We start from the raw sequence: 20,365 nt of genomic DNA on the forward strand, positions 1-20,365 counted from the left end.
TTTCATACCCTTAGCGACGTGGTAAGCCCGTCACCAAAATCACGGGTATAAAACGTTAAGGATCTCCAGTGAGTCGTACAACAACCGTTGACACCGGGCCGGCAAGCGTCGTCGACGAAAAACCAGTCTCTTTGCCGGGACAATTTATTAAACGTGGTACTCCCCAATTTATGCGCGTCACGCTGGCGCTCTTTTCCGCCGGGTTAGCGACATTCGCCTTGCTCTACTGTGTGCAACCCATTTTACCGGTGCTGTCGCAGGAGTTTGGCGTCTCTCCGGCCAGCAGCAGTATTTCCCTCTCGATATCCACCGCCATGCTGGCGATTGGTCTGCTGTTTACCGGCCCGCTTTCTGACGCCATCGGACGAAAAAAAGTGATGGTTACCGCGCTGCTACTGGCGTCGTGCTGCACATTATTGTCAACAATGATGACCAGCTGGCACGGCATCCTGGTGATGCGCGCATTGATTGGCTTATCGCTGAGCGGCGTTGCGGCCGTTGGCATGACCTATTTAAGTGAAGAGATCCACCCCAGTTTTGTTGCCTTCTCGATGGGGCTGTATATCAGCGGAAACTCTATTGGCGGGATGAGCGGACGCCTGCTGAGCGGCGTGTTTACCGACTTTTTTAACTGGCGTATCGCGCTGGCGGTGATTGGCTGTTTTGCGCTGGCTTCCGCGCTGATGTTCTGGCGGATCTTGCCCGAATCACGCCATTTCCGCCCGACCTCGCTGCGGCCAAAAACCCTGTTTATCAATTTCCGTCTGCACTGGCGCGACCAGGGATTGCCGCTGTTGTTCCTGGAAGGTTTTTTGCTGATGGGCTCGTTTGTCACCCTGTTTAATTACATCGGTTACCGTCTGATGCAATCACCGTGGACGCTGAGCCAGGCGGTGGTGGGTCTGCTTTCCGTCGCCTATTTGACGGGCACCTGGAGTTCGCCGAAAGCCGGGATGATGACCAATAAATACGGGCGCGGGCCGGTGATGGTCGGTGCTACCGCCATCATGCTGCTGGGGCTGTTGCTTACGTTGTTCTCAACGCTGGGGGTAATTTTCATCGGTATGCTGCTGTTTACCGCAGGCTTCTTTGCCGCCCATTCCGTCGCCAGCAGCTGGATTGGCCCACGCGCGCGACGCGCCAAAGGCCAGGCCTCGTCGCTCTACTTATTTAGCTACTATCTCGGTTCCAGCGTGGCGGGGACATTAGGCGGGGTGTTCTGGCACAGCTATGGCTGGAACGGCGTCGGCGGTTTTATCGCGGCCATGCTGGTGATTGCCATCCTGGTGGGAAGCAGGCTCCACTCTCGCCTGCATTAATGCTGCGATAATCAACAGCCCTGCGCATGCAGGGCTTTTTTTACTTTTTGCTCGTGTGTGTCAAAACAGACTCAAAATCGACGCCGTGCCCATTAATTCCCGCACCGCATCAAGCGCCAGCAGAGCAAATATTACCCAGACGAATGGATTCATAATATTACTGCGTTACGCGTTGGCATTGGTTAAATAAACAGATTATTCCTATTATGGTACAGTTCAGGAAATGTATTGAATAACTACTACTTTTAGGTGGTTACACGATCACACGCTAAAAATCAGAGGCATTATGGACAAGCACAACTATCACCAGCTCACCCGCACTTTCCTGCGCCTGTCGCGCTTTTCACACCTCGCTTCGATTGCCAGTTGGGATATGTTTGCCATGATGCCGCCAGGCGGTAGTACCGCACGCGGCGAAGCGCTGGCAGAATTAAGCGTCCTGCGCCACCAGATCCTGACCGACAAACAAGTTGGCGAGTGGATCGCCAACGCACGACAAGAAGATCTGGACGATATTGAGCAGGCCAACCTGCGCGAAATCGAGCGGCACTATCAGGAAGCGGCATTGCTGCCGGAATCGCTGGTTGAAGCGCAGTCGCTGGCGGGTAGCAAATGTGAGCACGCCTGGCGCACGCAGCGCCCCGCCAATGACTGGGCTGGTTTTTCCGCCAACCTGAAAGAGGTGGTTAAACTGGCACGCGAAGAAGCCAGACTGCGGGCCGCCGCGAAAGGGTGTTCCCCGTATGATGCGCTGCTGGATAAATTCGAGCCGGATATGACCAGCGCCCGCCTTGATGAACTGTTTGGCGAGGTAAAATCCTGGCTGCCGGATCTGCTGAAAAAAGCAGTGTCAAAACAAGAGCAGCAAGCGTTAATTGCGCCGCAGGGGCCGTTCCCGATTGCCGACCAGCGCGAACTGGGTTTGCAGGCGATGAAGGAACTCGGTTTCGACTTTAACGGCGGGCGGCTCGATGTCAGTGCCCATCCTTTCTGCGGCGGCGTACCGGAAGATGTGCGTATTACCACGCGTTACGATGAAAATGAGTTGCTGAGCGCGCTGTTTGGCGTGGTACATGAAACCGGCCATGCGCGCTACGAGCAAAATCTGCCGCGCAGCTGGCCGGGTCAGCCTATTGCGCTGGCGCGTTCCACGGCGATTCATGAATCACAAAGCCTGTTCTTTGAAATGCAGTTAGGTCGCAGCGAAGCTTTCCTGCGCCGTCTGCAACCGGCCATTATTGAACGTTTCGGTAGGCAACCGGCGTTTGAAGAACACAATTTTGTCGCCTGGAACCAGCGCGTAAAACCGGGTTATATCCGTGTCGATGCAGACGAAGTGAGTTATCCGGCGCATGTGATCCTGCGCTATGAGATTGAACGCGCGCTGATTGACGGCGAGATTGAGGTTGATGACATTCCAGGTTTGTGGAATGAAAAAATGCAGGCCTGGCTGGGGCTTTCCACTGAAGGCAACTACCGCAACGGCTGTATGCAGGATATTCACTGGACCGATGGCGGCTTTGGTTATTTCCCGTCGTATACGCTCGGCGCCATGTACGCTGCTCAGTTGTTCCACGCCGCGCGTACCGCGCTGCCAGGGCTGGACGAAGCGATTGCCGCAGGCGATCTTACGGCGCTCTTTGACTGGCTGCGACAAAACATCTGGCAGCACGGCAGCCGCTTCAGCACCGCGCAGCTGATTCAGAATGCCACCGGCGAAGCGCTAAACGCCGACTATTTCCACCAGCATCTTCTCCGCCGTTACCTCTGATAAACCCGCGCCGGAACGGCAGTTTCGGCGCGGTTCCTCGCTCTGTACATTACGTTACATGCCGAAACCAATCACTCACGGAAGGCGTTCAATTACAGGGATATAGTTCTTTCAACGGCCCCGCAGTGGGGTTGAATGAAGAAACCAATTCGAGGATATCGGAATGAAAAAAGTATTAGCTCTGGTTGTTGCCGCTGCTCTGGGTCTGTCTTCTGCTGCTTTCGCTGCTGACACCGCTACTTCTACCCAGGCTCCGGCTGCTGCTCCGGCAGCAACGACCGCTGCACCGGCTGCTACCACTAAAGCTGCACCGGCTAAAAAAATGCATAAGAAACACAAAAAAGCGGCTAAACCGGCTGTAGAGCAGAAAGCTCAGGCTGCGAAAGTGAAAAAACACCACAAAAAAGCGGCTAAACCCGCTGTAGAACAGAAAGCTCAGGCTGCGAAAAAACACCACAAAAAACACGTTAAACACACTGCGACCAAACCAGCTGCACAACCGGCTGCATAAGTAAACGTGTCTGATACCAGCGTTCGTATCAGAACGCTGTGACAAGTCGGCGCTGAACCCTTCGGGTGAAGCGCCGTTTTTCTCTGGAGGGCCTATGATGCTGCGACGTTATCGTTTTGAAGTGATTCTGGCGATGTTAATCATCTGCGCACTGATTGCCGTCCGTTTTTATCTTTATTGATGTAGCACGCTGATTTTACTCCCACTTTCTGCTCGTCCCGTCTATATTTGTTTACCTGGGCTTACGTTAATAATCATAATTACCCCACCAGAGTGTGATATGCGAAAAACCGTTGTGCTGTTGCTGGGACCGCTGTTTTTGTTTTCCGCTGTTGGACATGCTGACGATGGCGGCGATGACGCGATAAGCGCCCGTGATGTGAAAACGCTCTTTTTTGGTCATGATGACAGGGTTCCTGTTACTACCCCTACCAAAGCGCCGTGGGATGCGATTGGCCAGCTTGAAACCGCCAGCGGCAATTTGTGCACAGCGACGCTTATCTCTCCGCACCTGGCATTAACCGCCGGGCACTGCCTGTTAACGCCGCCGCGCGGCAAAGCGGATAAAGCCGTGGCGCTGCGTTTTGTTTCGCAACGAGGCAGCTGGCGGTATGAAATTCACGGTATCGAAGGCCGTGTCGATGCGTCGCTCGGCCACCGCCTGAAAGCCGACGGCGATGGCTGGATTGTTCCCTCTTCTGCCGCGCCCTGGGATTTTGGGCTGATCGTGTTACGTTACCCCCCTTCCGGCATTACGCCACTGCCGATCTTTGTCGGAGATAAAGATGAACTCACCGCGGCATTAAAAGCGACCGACCGTAAAGTGACGCAGGCGGGCTACCCGGAAGATCATCTTGATAGCCTGTTCAGCCACCAGGACTGTGTCGTCACCGGCTGGGCGCAAAATAGCGTGTTGTCGCACCAGTGCGACACGCTACCGGGCGACAGCGGTTCGCCATTAATGTTAAAAACCGATGCGGGCTGGCAGTTGATTGCCGTGCAAAGCTCGGCGCCGGCGGCGAAAGATCGCTGGCGCGCCGACAACCGCGCCATTTCGGTTACCGGTTTTCGTGACAAACTGGAAGCGCTGGCAAAAGAGGCAGACGAGTAATTCAGCCCTTTCGCAGCAGACGTAACTGCAAAATCTCCTTAAGCGGCATCGGTTCGCTGAAATAGTAACCCTGCAGCTGGTCGCAGCCGGCCAGCCGCAGCAGTTTCATCTGCTTCTCATTTTCCACGCCTTCCGCCACCACCTGCATGCCCAGCGCACTGGCAATACGGATCGTGCCGCTCACCAGCGCCGAGGCTTGTTCGTCATCATCAACCAGCCCGGCCAGCGATTTATCAATTTTTATGGTGTCAAAATTAAAGCGCCGCAGGTAACCAATACTCGAATAGCCCGTGCCGAAATCATCCAGCGCAACCGCCGTGCCCAGCGCTTTGAGATTGGCGATGGCCGAACGTGCGCGCTCAGGGTTTTCCAGCACGTAGGTTTCTGTCACCTCCAGCTGTAAGCGGTGCGCCGGAAACAGGCAGGTTTCCAGCACCCGCGCCACTTTGTCTTCAAACTCCGGGTCGCGAAACTGTGCGGGCGAGATATTGACCGACAACTTCAGGTGGTTAAGCTGCTGCAAATCGCTACAGGCGCGGCGCAGCACAAACTGCCCGAGCGCGTAGATAAGCCCGCTGGTTTCGGCGACCGGGATAAAATCGTCCGGCCTGAGTTCGCCATCCGGACGGCGCGGCCAGCGCGCCAGCGCTTCAACGCCAATCATCATCTGACTTTGCGCATCGACAATCGGTTGATACCAGACATCAAACTCATCACGCTCCAGCCCGTCACGGATATCATTCTCAATGATTAATTGCCGTTCACGCGCGCTGTTCAGCTCTGCATCATAATGCGTCATCCGCGCCTTGCCGGTAATTTTCGAGTGGTACATGGCGATATCTGCGCGGCGAAACAACTCTGAACTGGAACACTCCAGCAGCGTGCCGCTGGCAACACCGATGCTGGCACCAATATGAATAGTGCGTTTGCCAATGCGCACCGGTGTCTCAAGGTAGCGCAACACGTTATGCGCAAAATCATCAGCCTTTTCCAGTGACCACGGACCGCTAAGCGTCATGGCGAATTCGTCACCGCCCATTCGCGCCAGCATGCCGCCGGTCGGCACTTTTTGCCGTAATGTGTCGGCTATCGTCACAATCAGCCGGTCGCCGACATCGTGGCCGTAAATATCATTTACGTCTTTAAAGCCGTCGAGATCGATAAACACCACGCTGATCATTTCGGGATCGCCCATTGCGCTCAGATTATCGAGGTGTTCAATCAGCGCGCGACGGTTAGGTAAACGGCTTAGCCAGTCCGTCAGCGCGATTTTGCGCGCCAGCTTTTCCCCACGCGCCAGTTTGTAAAGCCCGGCGCTGCTGAGTGCGATAAACAGCAGAATCAAACCCGCCGCCAGCGCGGCTATCTGGCGGATATTGGCCGCAGCCGCCTGCGCGGCCTCCGCACCGGGTAAATGCGGCGTCCAGCTCAGATATCCCAGCGTTTCACCTGCCGATCCGCGTAGCGGTATGCTGGCTACGGCGGCATTTCGTGCCTGCAAGCGCAAATCGTCAATCTGAAAGGTATTTCCCAGATCGCTGAGGATCTTCGCGTTGAGATGGCGGGTGATCACCAGGTAGCGGCGTGTCGCGTCATAAACGTTAAGCCGCCCGCTCGCCGGGCGAATAAGCCCAATACTGACAAATGCCACCCCTTCACGCGTGCGGGTGATGCCCGCGAAAACCTCTTTCCCCTCGCGCAGCGGCTCGCTGTGGTTGCGAATCAGCGCGGCCAGCCCGTCACCAAAAAAGGCGAGATTAGGCTCGGTAAAAGGCTGGCTGCGAAACGCCCCCCACAGCACGGCGAACTTCTCATCCAGCACAAAAGTGCCGTCGTACAGGTTATTGATTTTAAAGCCCGCGCCCCAGGTGCTATATAGCCACGCGCTATCCAGTTGTGGGCGATAGGCTTCCTGAACTGCTTCATCCCAGACGGCGTTATCAATGACCAGTGACCGGGTGCGGTTTACCGCCGTCTGAATCGCGCCCTGCACAGACAGCGCGGTGCGATGTTCATCAATTTCATTGGCCTTGGAGCTAATAAGGTGCAGCGAAAGATAGAGCAGCGCGACAACGGAAACAATCAGTCCGATGCCGGCCATAAAGAGCATGACAAACAGCGTCCTTGCCGTGGGGAGATTGCGCCAGCTTAACGGATTAAACATTGGCCGTCCCTTACTGGTGTCCAGGGAAACAGAGGTGTGAGAGATAGTATCCTAAGCGTAATACAGCCCGCGAATTTCATTGCCCACAAACGTGGGCAACTTAACATTAGGCGAGTTTTATCAGCGTCATACCGACAATCAGCAGCGCCAGGCCAATCCAGCCTTTATAATTCAGGCGCTGCCCAAAGAGCACCCAGCCGGCGGCGAGGGTGGCGACGATGCCAAACCCGCCCCAAAGCGCATACGCCACCGCAAGATCGATTCCTTTTACCGCCTGCGATAAGGCGCTAAATGCCGCTAATACGGCGAAAAGTGAAGCGAAACCATATAACTTGCGGCGAAAACCGTCTGAGAGTTTTAAAAAGATGTTCGCCGCGATTTCCAGCACAATCGCCACTGCCAGCCACAGGCCGTGAATCCACTCAAACTGCAGCATGGTTACGCTCCTGACGCGTGGCTTTGCGCGTCCCGGATTTGATCAGCACAATGCCCAGCACCAGCGTGGCCAGACCGGCAGCTTTCAGCGGCGATAACGGTTCATCAAAAAGAAAGACGCTACAAAGCGTAATAATGAATATGCCAACGCCTTCCCATAATGCGTACGCCACGCCGAGGGCTATTTTTTTAACCGCGAATGACAGAAAAATATACGACAGCGCAATCATCACCAGCATTAAAATAAAACCGGTATGACTATCGCTAATACTTGCCCATTTCATCGACAACGTGCCGGTTATTTCAGCAATAATTGCCAGGGCTAATAAAATCCAGTAAATCATTTTTTTCTCCTGCTTGAGAACATACTTTCCTGCGGCTTACCGAACAACGGGAAACCGGAAAAACAACGATGTCAGCCGGACACAACGTGCCAGCTCAGGCAGAGAGAAAACTACAGCGCAGAGCGCCAGTACTGGTCATCTGCCAACAGGCAGCAGGAAGAAGACGGGAGGGAAAAATCAGGTTTTAAGACGCTGAACAGAATGTCCATATAATTACAATTATCCGCAAATTGCTTCTCATCGTAGCGGAAATAAATTGTCCTCAGTAGTTAAACACCGCCCTTTTTTATCACAGGCTAAGATTTTACTCAAAGGCTTTGCACTTCTTTACGACAAACAAATAACGCCGCCGTAATTTAGCAGGCGGCGTTATTAAATATTATTACGCTTTTTTTTGCGTATTCGCTCGCGACTGCGCCAACAAATTCCATGAAGTAATAAATAGCGCGGCAATCATCGGTCCCAGCACAAAACCATTAATGCCAAAGAACTGCAACCCGCCGAGCGTAGTAAGCAGGATCAAATAGTCCGGCATACGGGTATCTTTGCCCACCAGCAGCGGGCGCAACAGATTATCAGCCAGTCCCACCACAATCACGAAGTAGAGCGTCAGGATGGTCGCCGTGACCAGCTCGCCGGTGGAGTAGAGAAAGATCACCGCCGGGACCCAGACAATCGCCGTCCCCACCGCCGGGATCAGCGACAAAAACGCCATTAACGTTGCCCACAGCAGGCTGCCGTTGAACCCGGCAAACCAGAAACCGATACCGCCCAGCGCTCCCTGCACAATCGCCACGACCAGCGTACCTTTTACCGTGGCGCGCGCCACACCGGCGAATTTCAGGAACAGGCGGCGTTTGATGGTCGCTGACAGCGGCACCACGTCGTAGATTTTGCGCACCAGCTCTGCGCCATCTTTCAGTAAAAAGAACAGCAAATAGACCATCAGACAGAAGCCGACAGTAATTCCCAGCGTGCCTTTGCCGATCAGTACCGCGCTGCCCGCCAGATAGCGCCCAACGCTCAGCGCCACGCCGGAGAGTTTTTCGCGGATCGCGGCGACCGAATCGAAATCATTTTCACGCAGCGAATTTTTTGCCCACTCCGGCAGATGCGCGATCCCGTTGCTTAACAGCTGCGGCAAATCGGTGCCGTTATTCTGCAACCGTTGGTACAGGCTGTTAACCTCCACGGCGATCGAGGAGAGCACCATCATCAATGGAATGAAGACAATCACGCAGATCAACAATACGGTGATAAGCGATGCCACGCCGTTGCGCCCGCCGAGCAGCGTCGATAAACGCATGCGCAGCGGGTAAAAAATCAGCGCCAGAATCACCGCCCAAATAATGGCGGAGTAGTAAGGTTGGATCAGGCTGAAAAACGCCAGACTGACCAGTAATAACAGAATGATAAAGAAGAAATTATTACTTTTAAGTGTCGTCATCCGGGACATCCAATGGGGAAACTGCCCACCAGTGTAGAGCGTTACCCATTGATTGTAAAAACAGAGCCGCCTCAGGCGACGGAGCCGTTTCGCTGTTCCGGTGTCAGCATGGCGTCGTTGCTATCATCGCCCTCATCTATCTGTTTTACCTGTGCCAAAAGATTTTCTATCTCAGAAAAAGCTAATGCTTTGGAAAAATACCAGCCCTGCGCGCAGGATTCCGGTAAATTGCCTTGTAAAAAAAGATGCTGAGCTTCATTTTCAACGCCTTCGAAAACAATAGTGCGTGGCATATCTTTAAACATCGCAATAAGGCCAGGAAGTATATGTCGGTTAATGGACTGTGTACCGATAGAATCCGTTATTGATTTATCAATTTTTATTTCATCAACATCCAGCATGGACAACCATTTTAAATTCGAATAACCGGTACCGAAATCATCCAGCGCAAATAACACGCCATGTTCTTTATATAAACATATTGACTGCATAATATCTTCTATGCGACCACTCTGCCTTTCGGTGATTTCCAGCATGATATGTTTCCCTGCCACGCCTTCTTGTTGCAGGGTATCGATAAGCCGCTGATAAAACGTTTTTGAACAGATATCTGAACAACTGACGTTAATACTTAGCGTGATATCTTTTTCTCGCAACGCGGCGCCACACTCTTTGATCGCATGTTCAACCACGTAGAGACTTATCTTATTAATTAAGCCATTTTCTTCTGCCAGCGGAATGAAAATATCCGGGCCGATATTGCCCATCTGTTTATCATTCCAGCGCAACAACACTTCCACCCCGATGATACTTTTATCTTTTACCCGGTAAAGTGGTTGGTAAACAAAATGCAACTCTTTATTAATAATAGCATTTTCCAATCTGGTTAATAGCGACTGATTCTCATGCTGATTTTTACTGATTAACGCGCCAACAAACAGCCCAACCAGCGAAGCCACGCAAAACAGGAAAAGAAGAATATAACCGTTGTTATTAAATACGAAAGAGTGTCTGACACCAGCCACAACGCAGATATCATGCTGCGCATCACAGGATTTCTCAGTGATAAAAAAGAACTCATGCACTTTGCCATGCTCTATATTTTCGAGCAGCGATGTATTATTGCCTACGCGGAAAAAATGTTGCTTGTGATTGTAGTCTCCGACAACCGCATTAAACCCCCACCGGGTGGAATCTTCGCGAAAGCGGGTAAAAGCAAAGGGTGACACGGTGACAGAAAAATTATTATTATAAACGACATCAGCAGTAATATTATTCTCAATCAGCGCATCAAACACCCATGTATAACTGCCTCTACTCACTTTATTCTTGAACACATTGAGAGACAACGGCGCAGCATATTTCCCCCACAGTGCTGAACAGATTATTCTGCCGTCTTCAACATAGCCAATATCTTTGATCAGCGGATAAGGCCATAAGCGTTTTCTTAATGCATGCAGATAGGGATCGCTACACGGTGTGTAGACGGAAAACTCTTCGCGCAGCGCGTTGATTTCACGTACCTGAAGAATAATATTATCGCTGCGGGCAAGTATCGATTCGGCATAATCTTCTACCTTTTCCTGGATAAAAGCATAGTAAGCGACTTGCGCAACAATATAGAAAAAAGCAAAAGATAATAATAACGCTGCTATATATATGGAAACGCCTTTTTTCAGCATCTTTATCATTTTGAATACCTTTATGCAGACCACCCCGCGCTGGCAGTCGGCCTGTCATCAATCCCTTTTGCAGAAAATTATTGGCAACATCCTGGTTACTTTATTGCTTCCGGCGCTGAAAAATCCTGCATGCGCCCCACTCTCCTTATCGGCGTTTTTGGCATTTACTTTAAAGACATCTCGCCCTGGCGCGTGATGCCCCCTCCTGGCTCCCCCAATTACTGACGTCTTTCTTTATCCAGCAGCAGGCTGAACGCCGCAGGTAAAACGGTAAGCGTCACCAGCGTGGCGACAACCAGCCCGCCGATAATGGCATACGCCATCGGCCCCCAGAACACCTGATGTGAAATGGGGATCATCCCCAGAATGGCGGCAAATGCCGTCAGCATAATGGGTCGGGCGCGGTGTTCGGCGGCGGCCACGATCGCCTCGTTCGCGGCCATCCCCTGCGCCAGATTGCTGTCCACTTCGCTTATCAGGATCACCGCGTTGCGAATGATCATCCCCGCCAGCGCAATCACGCCAAGCAAGGCGACAAACCCCATCGGCGTTCCGGTCGGCAGCATCGCCAGCACAATGCCCGGCAAACCAAAAGGTGCCATCAACAGCGCCAACAACATGCGGGAAAAACGCTGCAACTGGAGCATTAACAACACCAGCATCACGATAAGCGTCACCGGTAGCACCGCGTAAACCGAGCCGTTCCCTTTTGCCGATTCCGCGACCGTGCCGCCCTCTTCGATCCGGTACCCTGCAGGCAGTTGCGCACGCAGTTTATCCACCGCCGGGCGCAGTCCAGCCGACAGGTTTTCGGCACTCACGCCGGATGCCAGATCGGTTTGCACCGTAATAAATGGCAGCCGCTGGCGACGCCAGATAACCGGATCGCCCACGCCCCAGCCCACGGTTGCCACTTCGTTCAGCGGAATTTTCGTACCGTTAGCGCCAGGCAACATCAGGGTCGATAACGTATCGATATCCAGCCGCTCACGATCGTTGCCACGGAGGACCACATCCACCAGCCGATCATTATCCCGCACCGTGGTCACCGTACGCCCGGACCAGACTGTATTAAGCATTTGCGCAATACTCTGCGACGAAACGCCCGCCGCTCGTGCCGCAGTCTGGTTCACCTGCAAGGTGATGGTTCTTTCCGGTTCACCGGCGGTCAAATTCACTTCGCGGGCAAGCGATGAGGTACCAATTGCTGCCGCCAGTTGGCGTGAAAACTTTTGTACCTGCGCATAATCAGGCCCACTCACACGGTATTTCACCGGCCACCCCACCGGTGGCCCTAATTCCAGCGGCGAAACGCGCGTGGTAAACCCGGCGAACTGGCTTTCCAGCACGCTATTCAGTTGCTGGCGCAGGCGATCGCGCGCCGCCAGATCTTTTGCCACCACCACCAGTTGCGCCGTGTTTTCGTCATCCCGCAGGACATCCATTGGCAGATAAAAACGTATTGCGCCGGAACCGACATAAGTCGTGTAGTGATCTATATCTTTGTTACCGTTCAGTACGTTCTCCAGCCGCTCGGCTTGCCTTTCCGTTTCCTGCTGCGCGGTATTAGCGGGCAACGACAGGCTGACCAGCAACTCGGGGCGATCGGAAGCCGGGAAAAACTCCCCCCGCATTCTGGTCGCGCCCACGCACGCAAGCGCCAGCGCCGCCACCGCGATGCCAATGGTCAATAAACGGTGGCGCAACGCGCGCGCCAGTAATGTCTGGTAGACACGCGCCAGGCGTCCGCTGCCTTTGCGATGGCTGTCTATTCTGGCGGGCAGCAGCCAGGCGCCGGTCAACGGCGAGGACAGAATCGCCACCACCCACGAGCAAAGTAGCGCTATCAGCACCACGGCAAACAGCGAAAAGCAGTACTCTCCGGCGCTGGAGGCGGCAAACCCGACGGGAATAAAACCGGCGATCATCACCAGCGTCCCGGTAAGCATAGGAAACGCGGTGGTTTTGAAAGCATAGGTGGCCGCGCTTTTGCGCGATTCACCGGCTTCCAGCCTGGCCACCATGGTTTCGACGGTGATCATGGCGTCATCCACCAGCAGACCCAGCGCAATGATCAGCGCACCCAGTGAAATCCGTTGCAAACCAATTCCGGCCAGCATCATTCCAGCGAAGGTCATCGCCAGCACCAGCGGTATGGCGGCGGCAACCACCAGCCCTGCCCGCATCCCCAGCGAGACAAAGGAAACCGCCAGCACAATCAGCACCGCTTCGACCAGCACCCGCACAAAGCCGCTAACCGCATCGCTCACTACGGCGGACTGATCGGCGACTTTGGTCATATCTATGCCGTGGGGCAACTGAGTTTTAATCTCCGCCATCCTGGCGTTGAGCGCCTGGCCGAAACGCAGCATATTGCCGGTGGAGGCCATGGAAATGGCCAGCCCTATCGCGGGCTGACCGTTGACACGAAACACCGGCGCTGGCGGTTCGGCAAGCTGGCGGCTCACGGTGGCGATATCGGTCAGGGGAATATAGCGATCGTTAATATGCAGGGTAACCGCCCGCAGGCTCTCTTCGGTGGTCAGCGCGCCGCTAACCCGCAGCGCAACGTTGTCCTGCCCGGTACGAATAATACCGGCTGGCTCGACGGCATTTTGCGCGTTGAGCGCATCGCTCACCTGCTGGATATCGAGCCCCATTCCAGCCAGTTGCCGGGGAGAAAACGCAATCACGATCTGCTCCTCCTGCTCTCCCAGCAGAGTGATTCTGCCGATATCGTGCACTGACATCAGGTTGCGGCGAATATCTTCCACCCGATCGCGCAGTTCACGCGCCGTGTAGCCCTCCGCCGTGAAGCCATAAATCGTGCCGAAGGTATCGTCAAATTCATCATTCACTGCCGGTCCCTGCACGCCCTGCGGCAGCGAAGGCGCAATGTCCTGCATCTTTTTGCGCACCTGATACCAGATGTCCGGTACTTGCGTCGGCGGGGTGTCATCGCGCAGATTTACATAGATAACGGCGCTACCGGCCCGGCTTTCGCTTTCGATGTAATCCAGCCACGGCGTCTCCTGTAATTTTTTTTCCAGTACATCCGTGACCAGCCGGGTAGTGTCGGTAACCGTCGCGCCAGGCCACTGCGCGGAGACCACCGCCGTTTTGATGGTAAATGCCGGATCTTCATTGCGCGGCAGGTTTTCATAACAGAAGATGCCGGTGGCGATAATCAGCATCATGAAAAAGCTCACAAGTTGCTGGTGTTCAAGCGCCCAGGCAGAAAGATTAAAACGCGGTTTGGTTTCAACAGAGCTCATGGCTGCAGCTCTCCTGGGGTCACTTTTTCACCGGCGCGCAGTTTGCTTACGCCTGCGGTGATAACCCGGTCGCCCGCACTGATGCCTGTCGCAATCACCGCAGAAGAGGCGGTGTAGCTCGCAAGCGTGACCGTACGAAGCTGTGCCTGCGATTGTTTGTCGATAATAAAGACCGCCGGCTGGCCGCCGACGCGGCTCAACGCCGAGGCTGGCACCACATAACCGGGCGATGTCGACACTGGAATATCTACGATGGCGCTGGCTCCCAGCGCCATCGCCGCTGGTGGGGACTGCAGCGTGAGCCTGACCTGCCATGTGCGCGTTTGCGGATCGGCCTGCGGGCTGATATCACGCAATACGCCGCTGGTTTTCTGCGTGGGATCGGCCAGCAACGCGACCGAAAACAGGGGGGTTTTTGCTGCCTGTGCGGGCAGTAATTGCGGATCGGCGATAGCAAAAACCACATCGCGCGCGTCGCTGGTCGCCAGCGTGAAAATGCTTTCCCCGGCGCTGACCACTTGCCCCGCTGAGGCGCTAACGCGGGTGATAACCCCATCGGCAGGCGCGGTCAGTTGTGTCCAGGCCAGATTATCCTGCGCATTGCGCAGCGCGGCAGCGCTGCTTTTAAGGCGGGATGCGGCGGACTGCCAGTCGGCACGGGCGCTATCAAGCTGCGTACGGGCAATCGCGCCGGAGGGCATCAGTTTCTGCATCCGGTTCAGATTCAGCGCGGCAAACTGCTCGGCGGCGCGGGCGCTTTCCATATCGGCGCGGGCGCTGGCCAGTTGGTTTTTGCCGGTCTCACTCTCCAGCGTGGCGAGCACTTGCCCGGCATGTACGCGCGCGCCGATATCCACCAGCCGGCTGACCATACGGCCATCCAGCCGAAAAGCCAGCACCGTTTCATCATGAGCGCGGATCTCGCCAGTTCGTACTGTTCCCTGGTTTGGGGAGGACGCCGCGACAACCAGATAACGCACAGGCCTGGGCGGCGCAGCGTGGTCTGTTTTTTTCTCTCCGCACCCCGTTAACAGCGGAATGACCGCCGCCATAACCAGCAGCGGAAGCAGAGCAAGGAAGGATAACGCGCGTGCCGCATTAAAAAGGTGGTGCAGGCCCTGACGAAAATAATCGGTAAATTGTTCTGACATAACGCCACTCCGGATCGGTAATGGCGCCATTTAACGTGGCGTGCGTCGAGAATCACTCCACGTTTCGTCAAGAATTCATCAAGAGTGCAATTTTTTTTCACCGCTGCCATCTGCCGGGAGCGTGATGCTGATCCGCAACCCACCTTTTTCCGGCAGCGCCGCGCTGATACTGCCACCGTGGGCAACACATATCGCCCGCGCAATAGAAAGCCCGAGCCCGCTGCCGCCGGAATGCCTGGCGCGGGAGGTTTCCGCGCGGGTAAAGCGATCGAACATGATTAGCAGAAAATCGCTTTCCACGCCCGGTCCGTCATCCTCAAAATCGATCCGCCACGCGTTACCCTGCTTACTGAGGTGGATGGCAAGCTGACCGCCCCGCCGGCCATAACGCAGCGCATTTTCCATCAGCACGGTAAAGACCTGTCCCAGCCGGAACGCATCGCCAGTAAACAGCGAAGATGAACGGGAGGTCACCGCCATGGTCATTCCTGCGGCATCAGCCTGCGGTTTCAGCCAGGCGACCCGCTCACCTAACAGATCTTCCAGCGACAGCGGCTGAAGATGAAGCGTCAGTTGACCAGCATCGGCCAGCGAGAGCAGATGCAGCTCATCCGTAAGGCGGCTCAGGTGCTGCAGCTGTTTCATCACCATCCCCAGTTGTTGCTGGCTGGGTTCGAAGACGCCATCGAGCATCCCTTGCAGGCGACCAATGGCCGCTGTTAGCGGTGAGCGCAGCTCGTGCGCCATCGCAACGTGCGACGCGCGCAGCTCCCGGTCGTAGCGCGCCAGCTGGCGGGTCATGTCGTTAAAATCGCTGGCAAAACGTACCACTTCGGCGGGCGCATCTTTTACCAGATCCGCCTGGCTGCCAAATTCGCCTTGTGTGACTTCATCGGCCGCTTCACGCAGATGGCTGAACTGTAAAGAGAGTGGCCGGGCGTAACGTAGCCCCATAATCACAATAAAGGGGATCATCACCAGTACCAGTACGCCAACCATGATCCAGTCGGCAGAGGCAATGGACGGCTTCGAATAGCTTATCCCCCACCATTTATCGACGATTTCATGAAAGCGATCCGGGTTCGCCTGCGGATTATCCAGCAGAACGAGAAACTCCGCCTTCACCGCAGACGGCATATCATGCAAAACCCAGTAGTTTTGCACGGCATAACGCAGCCACATACACAGAGCAATGACAATAACAGCGCCGATAGCCAGCGCGATGATGCGCGCGCAAATCCAGCGCCACAGCGATTGATGAGCAGGATTTTTCATGGCTGGCGGAACCGGTAGCCAATACCGCGCACATTCGCTAAAACGCTGGTAACGCCCGCGTTTTCCAGCTTTTTGCGCAAATTGTAGACATGCGTATCGACCACGCGCTCCAGCGCTTCGCTCTCCGGCAAACAGTGTTCCAGCAAGTGCTGGCGGGAAAACGGCAAGGTCGGGTGGCGCATTAGCGTTATCAGAATCGAAAACTCCGTTGGCGTCAGATCCAGGCTGCGGACACTGTTTTCAGCCTGCGTGACCGTTGCGGTGATGGCGACGGTATCCACTTCCAGCGTTTGCCAGCGGAGCACCTCTTCTTGCACGGCCGTTCGTTTACTGCGCCGCAGCACCGCCTGCACGCGCGCTACCACTTCGCCTGGATGATACGGTTTCACCACATAATCATCGGCCCCGTATCGCAACGCCCCTATGCGCTCAGAGGTATCCCCCATAGCAGTGACCATGATCACCGGGACATCGCTAATGCGTCGCAGCGCCGCCAGCACTTCGGTGCCATTCATGCCCGGCAACATAATATCCAGTAAGATCAGATCAGGTTTCCAGCGCTGCGCCATGTCCAGCCCTGTCAGCCCATCCCCGGCCAGCGAAACGGCATAGTTTTCACGTCGCAGATAGGCTTCCAGTACGCCAGCCGCGTCGGCATCATCTTCAATCACAAGCACTCTACGGGATATCATTTGCTTACCTTGACCATTTCTTAATAATTCCCTGACCGTTTATTGATATGACCTGTCTATATTCCCCGTCAGGACATGGCGAACCTTCGCCGCAGCATACTATCCCACCAGCGAGATGTGATGATGATAATGAGAAAAACCGTGTTGTATAGCGCCTGTCCACTGCTGGCTCTGTTTGCCTCCACGGCCAGGGCCGATGACACTCCCGCCGTGCAAAACGGAGTGACGGTGGGCATTGGCGGCGAGTATGCGCCGCGCTACAGCGGTTCAGACAAGCAACGTGTCCAGGTGGTTCCACTGATTCAGGCCCGCGATAATGCGCTCTTTTTTGATTCGCAAAAAGGGCTGGGTTATGACCTGCAAACCGACAATGGTTTTTATCTCGAACATACGCTGGGTTATGCGTTAGGCCGCGCCGATCGTGATTCTGGCTGGCGGGACGGTGCAGAAAACTTAAAAGGCATGGGCAATATTGATGCCACGCTGAATACCGCGCTGGCGGTTGGCTGGCAAGCCACGGACTGGCTGGTGCTGGAAAGCAAAGCTACCCTGCCACTTACCGATAGCCAGGGCGTACAGTATCAGGCGTCCCTCACCTTGCTGCCGGTGCAGACCACCCGCGATACGCTGGCTTTCCAGTCTGCCGCGCTGTTTGGCGATAGCCGATATATGAATACGTTTTACGGTGTCAGCCAAAAGCAAAGTCTGCGTTCCGGCTATGCGCGCTACCACGCAGAACAGGGATTTTATGGGATCGATAATAGCCTGACGTGGAGCCATCAATTTGATGCCCACTGGGGAACATTGCTGAGCGCCAATTACACCTGGCTGAACGATCACGCGGCGGACAGCCCAATTGTGCTGCGTCGTAACGAAGGCTCAGCGGTCATTGCCATTACGTATACTTTTTGAAAGGTGCGGGAAAAGATGGACAAAAACGATTATCAGTTTCTGGCAAAAATATGGTTTGCCTGCGGTGTCGTTTACCTGGCGGCTTATTTGACCTATATCAGCAGTTAATCGTAAAAATGCTGTAGCAGTAGCCGTAGTGAATGCCGCGCTGGACACAGAACGCCGTGCGGCATACAAAAAAGTGGCGATATCTGTCTGGTTTGATGTATTTCTTATGCAATATTTCTGAAGTACTTACTTAGGTGATTATTTATTTTCTGGCAATAAATATTGCTCTATAGATCGGTGAGTTACGTTTTATTGCCAGTATACATCTTATTTACGCGGTTTCTGTCGCCAATGAGATTTCTTTAATTTACGTTAACAATATCACTTTCATTCAAAAAAATTGCTGCATCAAAATTATACAATATATCAACGATCGATCAGGCAACTATTGATAGATATAAACTATTGCTTTTCATTTTTATTAAGATTTTAACGATCGATCTCTAATCAATACCTTCTCATGGCCGATAAAACCTAGATGCCGACCGCTATAGCGGCCAGGCATGCAGATAAATTTCACTAAGGGAAGACCATGGAAAATACAACAACGATCAGTAAGCCAAAGGGTATAAGTATCAGAAATAAGATAATGCTATCTTTCGGGATATTATTATTGTTATTACTTTTTATTGCCGGAAATGCGATTTACCGGCTTGATGAAGCGAAAAATAAAATATCCAAGATCGTCACCGAAGATTATCCCACCACCGCGCTGGGTAATAATTTAATCCGCGATGTTAATGGCTCAACAACGCTATTTCTTAATGCGATCATTGAAAAAGATGCCGCCAAAAAAGCGCAGTTGATTACAGATCTTGCCGCAAAGTCTGAAAAAATAAGCGAACTCTATAAGCAACTGAATCAGCAAGCCGATGATGAGGCTTCTCAGGCGCTGTTAGAGAAAATTACCGCCGCGCGCAGCCTCTATATTCAGTCGCGTAGCAAAGTTATGGGTAATATACAAACCGACCCTGATGCAGCCATCACCGAATATTCAACCCATACGCGTGCTTACGAAAGCCAGTATGTAGAGAAGATCAATAGCTTTATCAGCCTGCAGCGGGATGAAATGCAAACGTCATATAGTGATTTTTTGCATGATTACAACCTGAGCCGAATGGTGATGATCCTCATTACCCTCGTCTGTTTTATATTCGGCATTATCATGGCAATCATTATTTCACGTGCCATTGTTGGTCCTATTCAACATGCCGTTGATGCGGCTATTCGAATTGCGAAAGGTGATTTGGGCACCGAGATCAAAGTCACCTCTAAAGACGAAACGGGGCTACTGACCGGCGCAATCGGCCATATGCAGGAGGAGCTGAAAAAAATTGTTCTGGAGATCCGCAGCGGCGCGGAAAATATCGCCACTGGCGCATCGCAGATCATGGCCGGCACGCGCGATTTGTCTGCCCGTACGGAAGAACAAGCGAGTTCCATTGAGCAAACTGCCGCCTCCATGGAGCAAATCTCATCAACGGTTAAGAATACGGGTGATAATACGGCAAATGCGTCACAGCTTTCTGCAAGAGCCAGTGATGCGGCGAAAGATAACGGCAAATTGATGACCTCGCTGACTCAGGAAATCCACAACATCAGCAGCTCGGCGGACAAAATGTCTGACATCATTAATTTGATTGATTCTATCGCCTTCCAGACCAATATCCTGGCACTTAACGCCGCAGTTGAAGCTGCGCGCGCAGGTGAACACGGCAAAGGGTTTGCCGTGGTGGCGCAGGAAGTTCGCAATCTGGCGCAGAAAACGGCGAACTCGTCGAAAGATATTCGTGCGCTGATTGAAAACTCGACGCAGCAGAGCGTGCGCGGCCTGGAAATGGTGCGTCAGGTGAACGGTAAAATGGACGAAATGGTCGAGAACGTGGATAACGTCTCCAGCATTCTGAAAGAGATCGAACAAGCGAGCCTCGAACAGAGTGATGGCGTACAGCAAATCAATATTGCGATCGGTCAGATTGATACCACGACCCAGCAAAACGCGGCGCTGGTCGAAGAGTCGGTTGCCGCGTCTGAAATGCTCAACGAACAAGCCAGAGTGATGAAAGATCTGGTGAGTGTTTTCAGGGTTCCGGCGGGTGCTTGATCCGTTTCGATAACCTTGTGTCCGATTCCCCCTCAGCCAAAAAGCGACTGGCTGAGGGGGAAACACCGAAAACCTAACCGTGGAAGGAAAAAAGAGGTGACCTGACTTACGCCTGCATCAGGTG

The 20,365-nt window shown here is 53.7% G+C and carries 17 protein-coding genes; 7 read left to right on the forward strand and 10 right to left on the reverse strand.

Translation table 11 applies throughout. From position 1 onward, the window contains the following. Nucleotides 1-68 precede the first annotated feature (68 nt). Nucleotides 69-1,319: an MFS transporter gene (locus C813_RS35370; RefSeq protein ID WP_017456670.1), complete on the forward strand. Its 1,251-nt coding sequence runs from the start codon at nt 69-71 to the stop codon at nt 1,317-1,319. Between the two features lie 60 nt (nt 1,320-1,379). Here the strand turns inward: C813_RS35370 and C813_RS47535 are convergent, their stop codons facing one another. Then, complete coding sequence (locus C813_RS47535) at nt 1,380-1,472, reverse strand: KPN_01571 family protein (RefSeq protein ID WP_211772900.1); 93 nt, start codon at nt 1,470-1,472, stop codon at nt 1,380-1,382. Between the two features lie 133 nt (nt 1,473-1,605). On the opposite strand from C813_RS47535, the gene C813_RS35375 reads away from it, so the two are divergent. From C813_RS35375 to C813_RS35385, 4 genes are all read left to right on the forward strand, one after another. Then, complete coding sequence (locus tag C813_RS35375; protein ID WP_017456669.1) at nt 1,606-3,090, forward strand: carboxypeptidase M32; 1,485 nt, start codon at nt 1,606-1,608, stop codon at nt 3,088-3,090. Nucleotides 3,091-3,253: 163 nt separating this feature from the next. Then, nucleotides 3,254-3,601, forward strand: a complete 348-nt coding sequence (gene asr, locus C813_RS35380; protein WP_017456668.1) for an acid resistance repetitive basic protein Asr — start codon at nt 3,254-3,256, stop codon at nt 3,599-3,601. A gap of 133 nt (nt 3,602-3,734) precedes the next feature. Further along, the gene (gene ydgU / locus C813_RS47740) at nt 3,735-3,782 is read left to right on the forward strand and encodes a small membrane protein YdgU (RefSeq protein WP_456073067.1); all 48 of its coding nucleotides are present in this window, start codon (nt 3,735-3,737) and stop codon (nt 3,780-3,782) included. 99 nt (nt 3,783-3,881) lie between these two features. Then, nucleotides 3,882-4,712: a trypsin-like serine peptidase gene (locus C813_RS35385; protein ID WP_017456667.1), complete on the forward strand. Its 831-nt coding sequence runs from the start codon at nt 3,882-3,884 to the stop codon at nt 4,710-4,712. Between the two features lies 1 nt (nt 4,713). Here C813_RS35385 and C813_RS35390 read toward each other — a convergent pair whose 3' ends face one another. The 9 genes from C813_RS35390 to C813_RS35435 form a co-directional block, all read right to left on the reverse strand. Then, nucleotides 4,714-6,876, reverse strand: a complete 2,163-nt coding sequence (locus C813_RS35390) for a putative bifunctional diguanylate cyclase/phosphodiesterase (protein WP_017456666.1) — start codon at nt 6,874-6,876, stop codon at nt 4,714-4,716. 106 nt (nt 6,877-6,982) lie between these two features. Then, entirely contained in the window at nt 6,983-7,312 is a 330-nt protein-coding gene (gene mdtI / locus C813_RS35395; protein ID WP_017456665.1) for a multidrug/spermidine efflux SMR transporter subunit MdtI, read from the reverse strand. After that, nucleotides 7,299-7,655: a multidrug/spermidine efflux SMR transporter subunit MdtJ gene (gene mdtJ, locus C813_RS35400; protein ID WP_017456664.1), complete on the reverse strand. Its 357-nt coding sequence runs from the start codon at nt 7,653-7,655 to the stop codon at nt 7,299-7,301. Before mdtJ ends, mdtI begins: the two co-directional genes overlap by 14 nt. A gap of 382 nt (nt 7,656-8,037) precedes the next feature. Next, nucleotides 8,038-9,102, reverse strand: a complete 1,065-nt coding sequence (locus tag C813_RS35405) for an AI-2E family transporter (RefSeq protein WP_017456663.1) — start codon at nt 9,100-9,102, stop codon at nt 8,038-8,040. 71 nt (nt 9,103-9,173) lie between these two features. Further along, nucleotides 9,174-10,793 (reverse strand): EAL domain-containing protein, encoded by a 1,620-nt coding sequence (locus tag C813_RS35410; RefSeq protein ID WP_017456662.1) that lies wholly within the window; start codon nt 10,791-10,793, stop codon nt 9,174-9,176. Nucleotides 10,794-11,002: 209 nt separating this feature from the next. Further along, complete coding sequence (locus C813_RS35420; RefSeq protein WP_017456661.1) at nt 11,003-14,059, reverse strand: efflux RND transporter permease subunit; 3,057 nt, start codon at nt 14,057-14,059, stop codon at nt 11,003-11,005. Further along, the gene (locus C813_RS35425; RefSeq protein ID WP_017456660.1) at nt 14,056-15,210 is read right to left on the reverse strand and encodes an efflux RND transporter periplasmic adaptor subunit; all 1,155 of its coding nucleotides are present in this window, start codon (nt 15,208-15,210) and stop codon (nt 14,056-14,058) included. Before C813_RS35425 ends, C813_RS35420 begins: the two co-directional genes overlap by 4 nt. A gap of 78 nt (nt 15,211-15,288) precedes the next feature. Then, entirely contained in the window at nt 15,289-16,485 is a 1,197-nt protein-coding gene (locus C813_RS35430; protein WP_017456659.1) for a sensor histidine kinase, read from the reverse strand. Continuing rightward, nucleotides 16,482-17,177 carry a response regulator gene (locus tag C813_RS35435; protein WP_025263632.1) on the reverse strand — a complete coding sequence of 232 codons (696 nt, stop codon included), beginning with the start codon at nt 17,175-17,177 and terminating at the stop codon, nt 16,482-16,484. The genes C813_RS35430 and C813_RS35435 overlap by 4 nt, the downstream gene beginning before the upstream one ends. 123 nt (nt 17,178-17,300) lie before the next feature. Here C813_RS35435 and C813_RS35440 point away from each other — a divergent pair, with 123 nt between their 5' ends. Together C813_RS35440 and C813_RS35445 are read left to right on the forward strand one after the other, a co-directional pair. Beyond that, nucleotides 17,301-18,089 carry a MipA/OmpV family protein gene (locus C813_RS35440; protein WP_025263633.1) on the forward strand — a complete coding sequence of 263 codons (789 nt, stop codon included), beginning with the start codon at nt 17,301-17,303 and terminating at the stop codon, nt 18,087-18,089. 580 nt (nt 18,090-18,669) lie between these two features. Continuing rightward, nucleotides 18,670-20,241 (forward strand): methyl-accepting chemotaxis protein, encoded by a 1,572-nt coding sequence (locus tag C813_RS35445; protein WP_040016483.1) that lies wholly within the window; start codon nt 18,670-18,672, stop codon nt 20,239-20,241. Nucleotides 20,242-20,365 lie beyond the last annotated feature (124 nt).

This window comes from Kosakonia sacchari SP1, assembly GCF_000300455.3.
Taxonomy (GTDB): domain Bacteria; phylum Pseudomonadota; class Gammaproteobacteria; order Enterobacterales; family Enterobacteriaceae; genus Kosakonia; species Kosakonia sacchari.

Bases quoted from the DNA above. Each gene is read 5' to 3' on its own strand.
- C813_RS47535 (WP_211772900.1), bottom strand. From the start codon at position 1,472: ATGAATCCATTCGTCTGGGTAATATTTGCTCTGCTGGCGCTTGATGCG.
- C813_RS35375 (WP_017456669.1), top strand. From the start codon at position 1,606: ATGGACAAGCACAACTATCACCAGCTCACCCGCACTTTCCTGCGCCTG.
- asr (WP_017456668.1), top strand. From the start codon at position 3,254: ATGAAAAAAGTATTAGCTCTGGTTGTTGCCGCTGCTCTGGGTCTGTCT.
- C813_RS35385 (WP_017456667.1), top strand. From the start codon at position 3,882: ATGCGAAAAACCGTTGTGCTGTTGCTGGGACCGCTGTTTTTGTTTTCC.
- C813_RS35390 (WP_017456666.1), bottom strand. From the start codon at position 6,876: ATGTTTAATCCGTTAAGCTGGCGCAATCTCCCCACGGCAAGGACGCTG.
- mdtI (WP_017456665.1), bottom strand. From the start codon at position 7,312: ATGCTGCAGTTTGAGTGGATTCACGGCCTGTGGCTGGCAGTGGCGATT.
- mdtJ (WP_017456664.1), bottom strand. From the start codon at position 7,655: ATGATTTACTGGATTTTATTAGCCCTGGCAATTATTGCTGAAATAACC.
- C813_RS35405 (WP_017456663.1), bottom strand. From the start codon at position 9,102: ATGACGACACTTAAAAGTAATAATTTCTTCTTTATCATTCTGTTATTA.
- C813_RS35410 (WP_017456662.1), bottom strand. From the start codon at position 10,793: ATGATAAAGATGCTGAAAAAAGGCGTTTCCATATATATAGCAGCGTTA.
- C813_RS35420 (WP_017456661.1), bottom strand. From the start codon at position 14,059: ATGAGCTCTGTTGAAACCAAACCGCGTTTTAATCTTTCTGCCTGGGCG.
- C813_RS35425 (WP_017456660.1), bottom strand. From the start codon at position 15,210: ATGTCAGAACAATTTACCGATTATTTTCGTCAGGGCCTGCACCACCTT.
- C813_RS35430 (WP_017456659.1), bottom strand. From the start codon at position 16,485: ATGAAAAATCCTGCTCATCAATCGCTGTGGCGCTGGATTTGCGCGCGC.
- C813_RS35435 (WP_025263632.1), bottom strand. From the start codon at position 17,177: ATGATATCCCGTAGAGTGCTTGTGATTGAAGATGATGCCGACGCGGCT.
- C813_RS35440 (WP_025263633.1), top strand. From the start codon at position 17,301: ATGATAATGAGAAAAACCGTGTTGTATAGCGCCTGTCCACTGCTGGCT.
- C813_RS35445 (WP_040016483.1), top strand. From the start codon at position 18,670: ATGGAAAATACAACAACGATCAGTAAGCCAAAGGGTATAAGTATCAGA.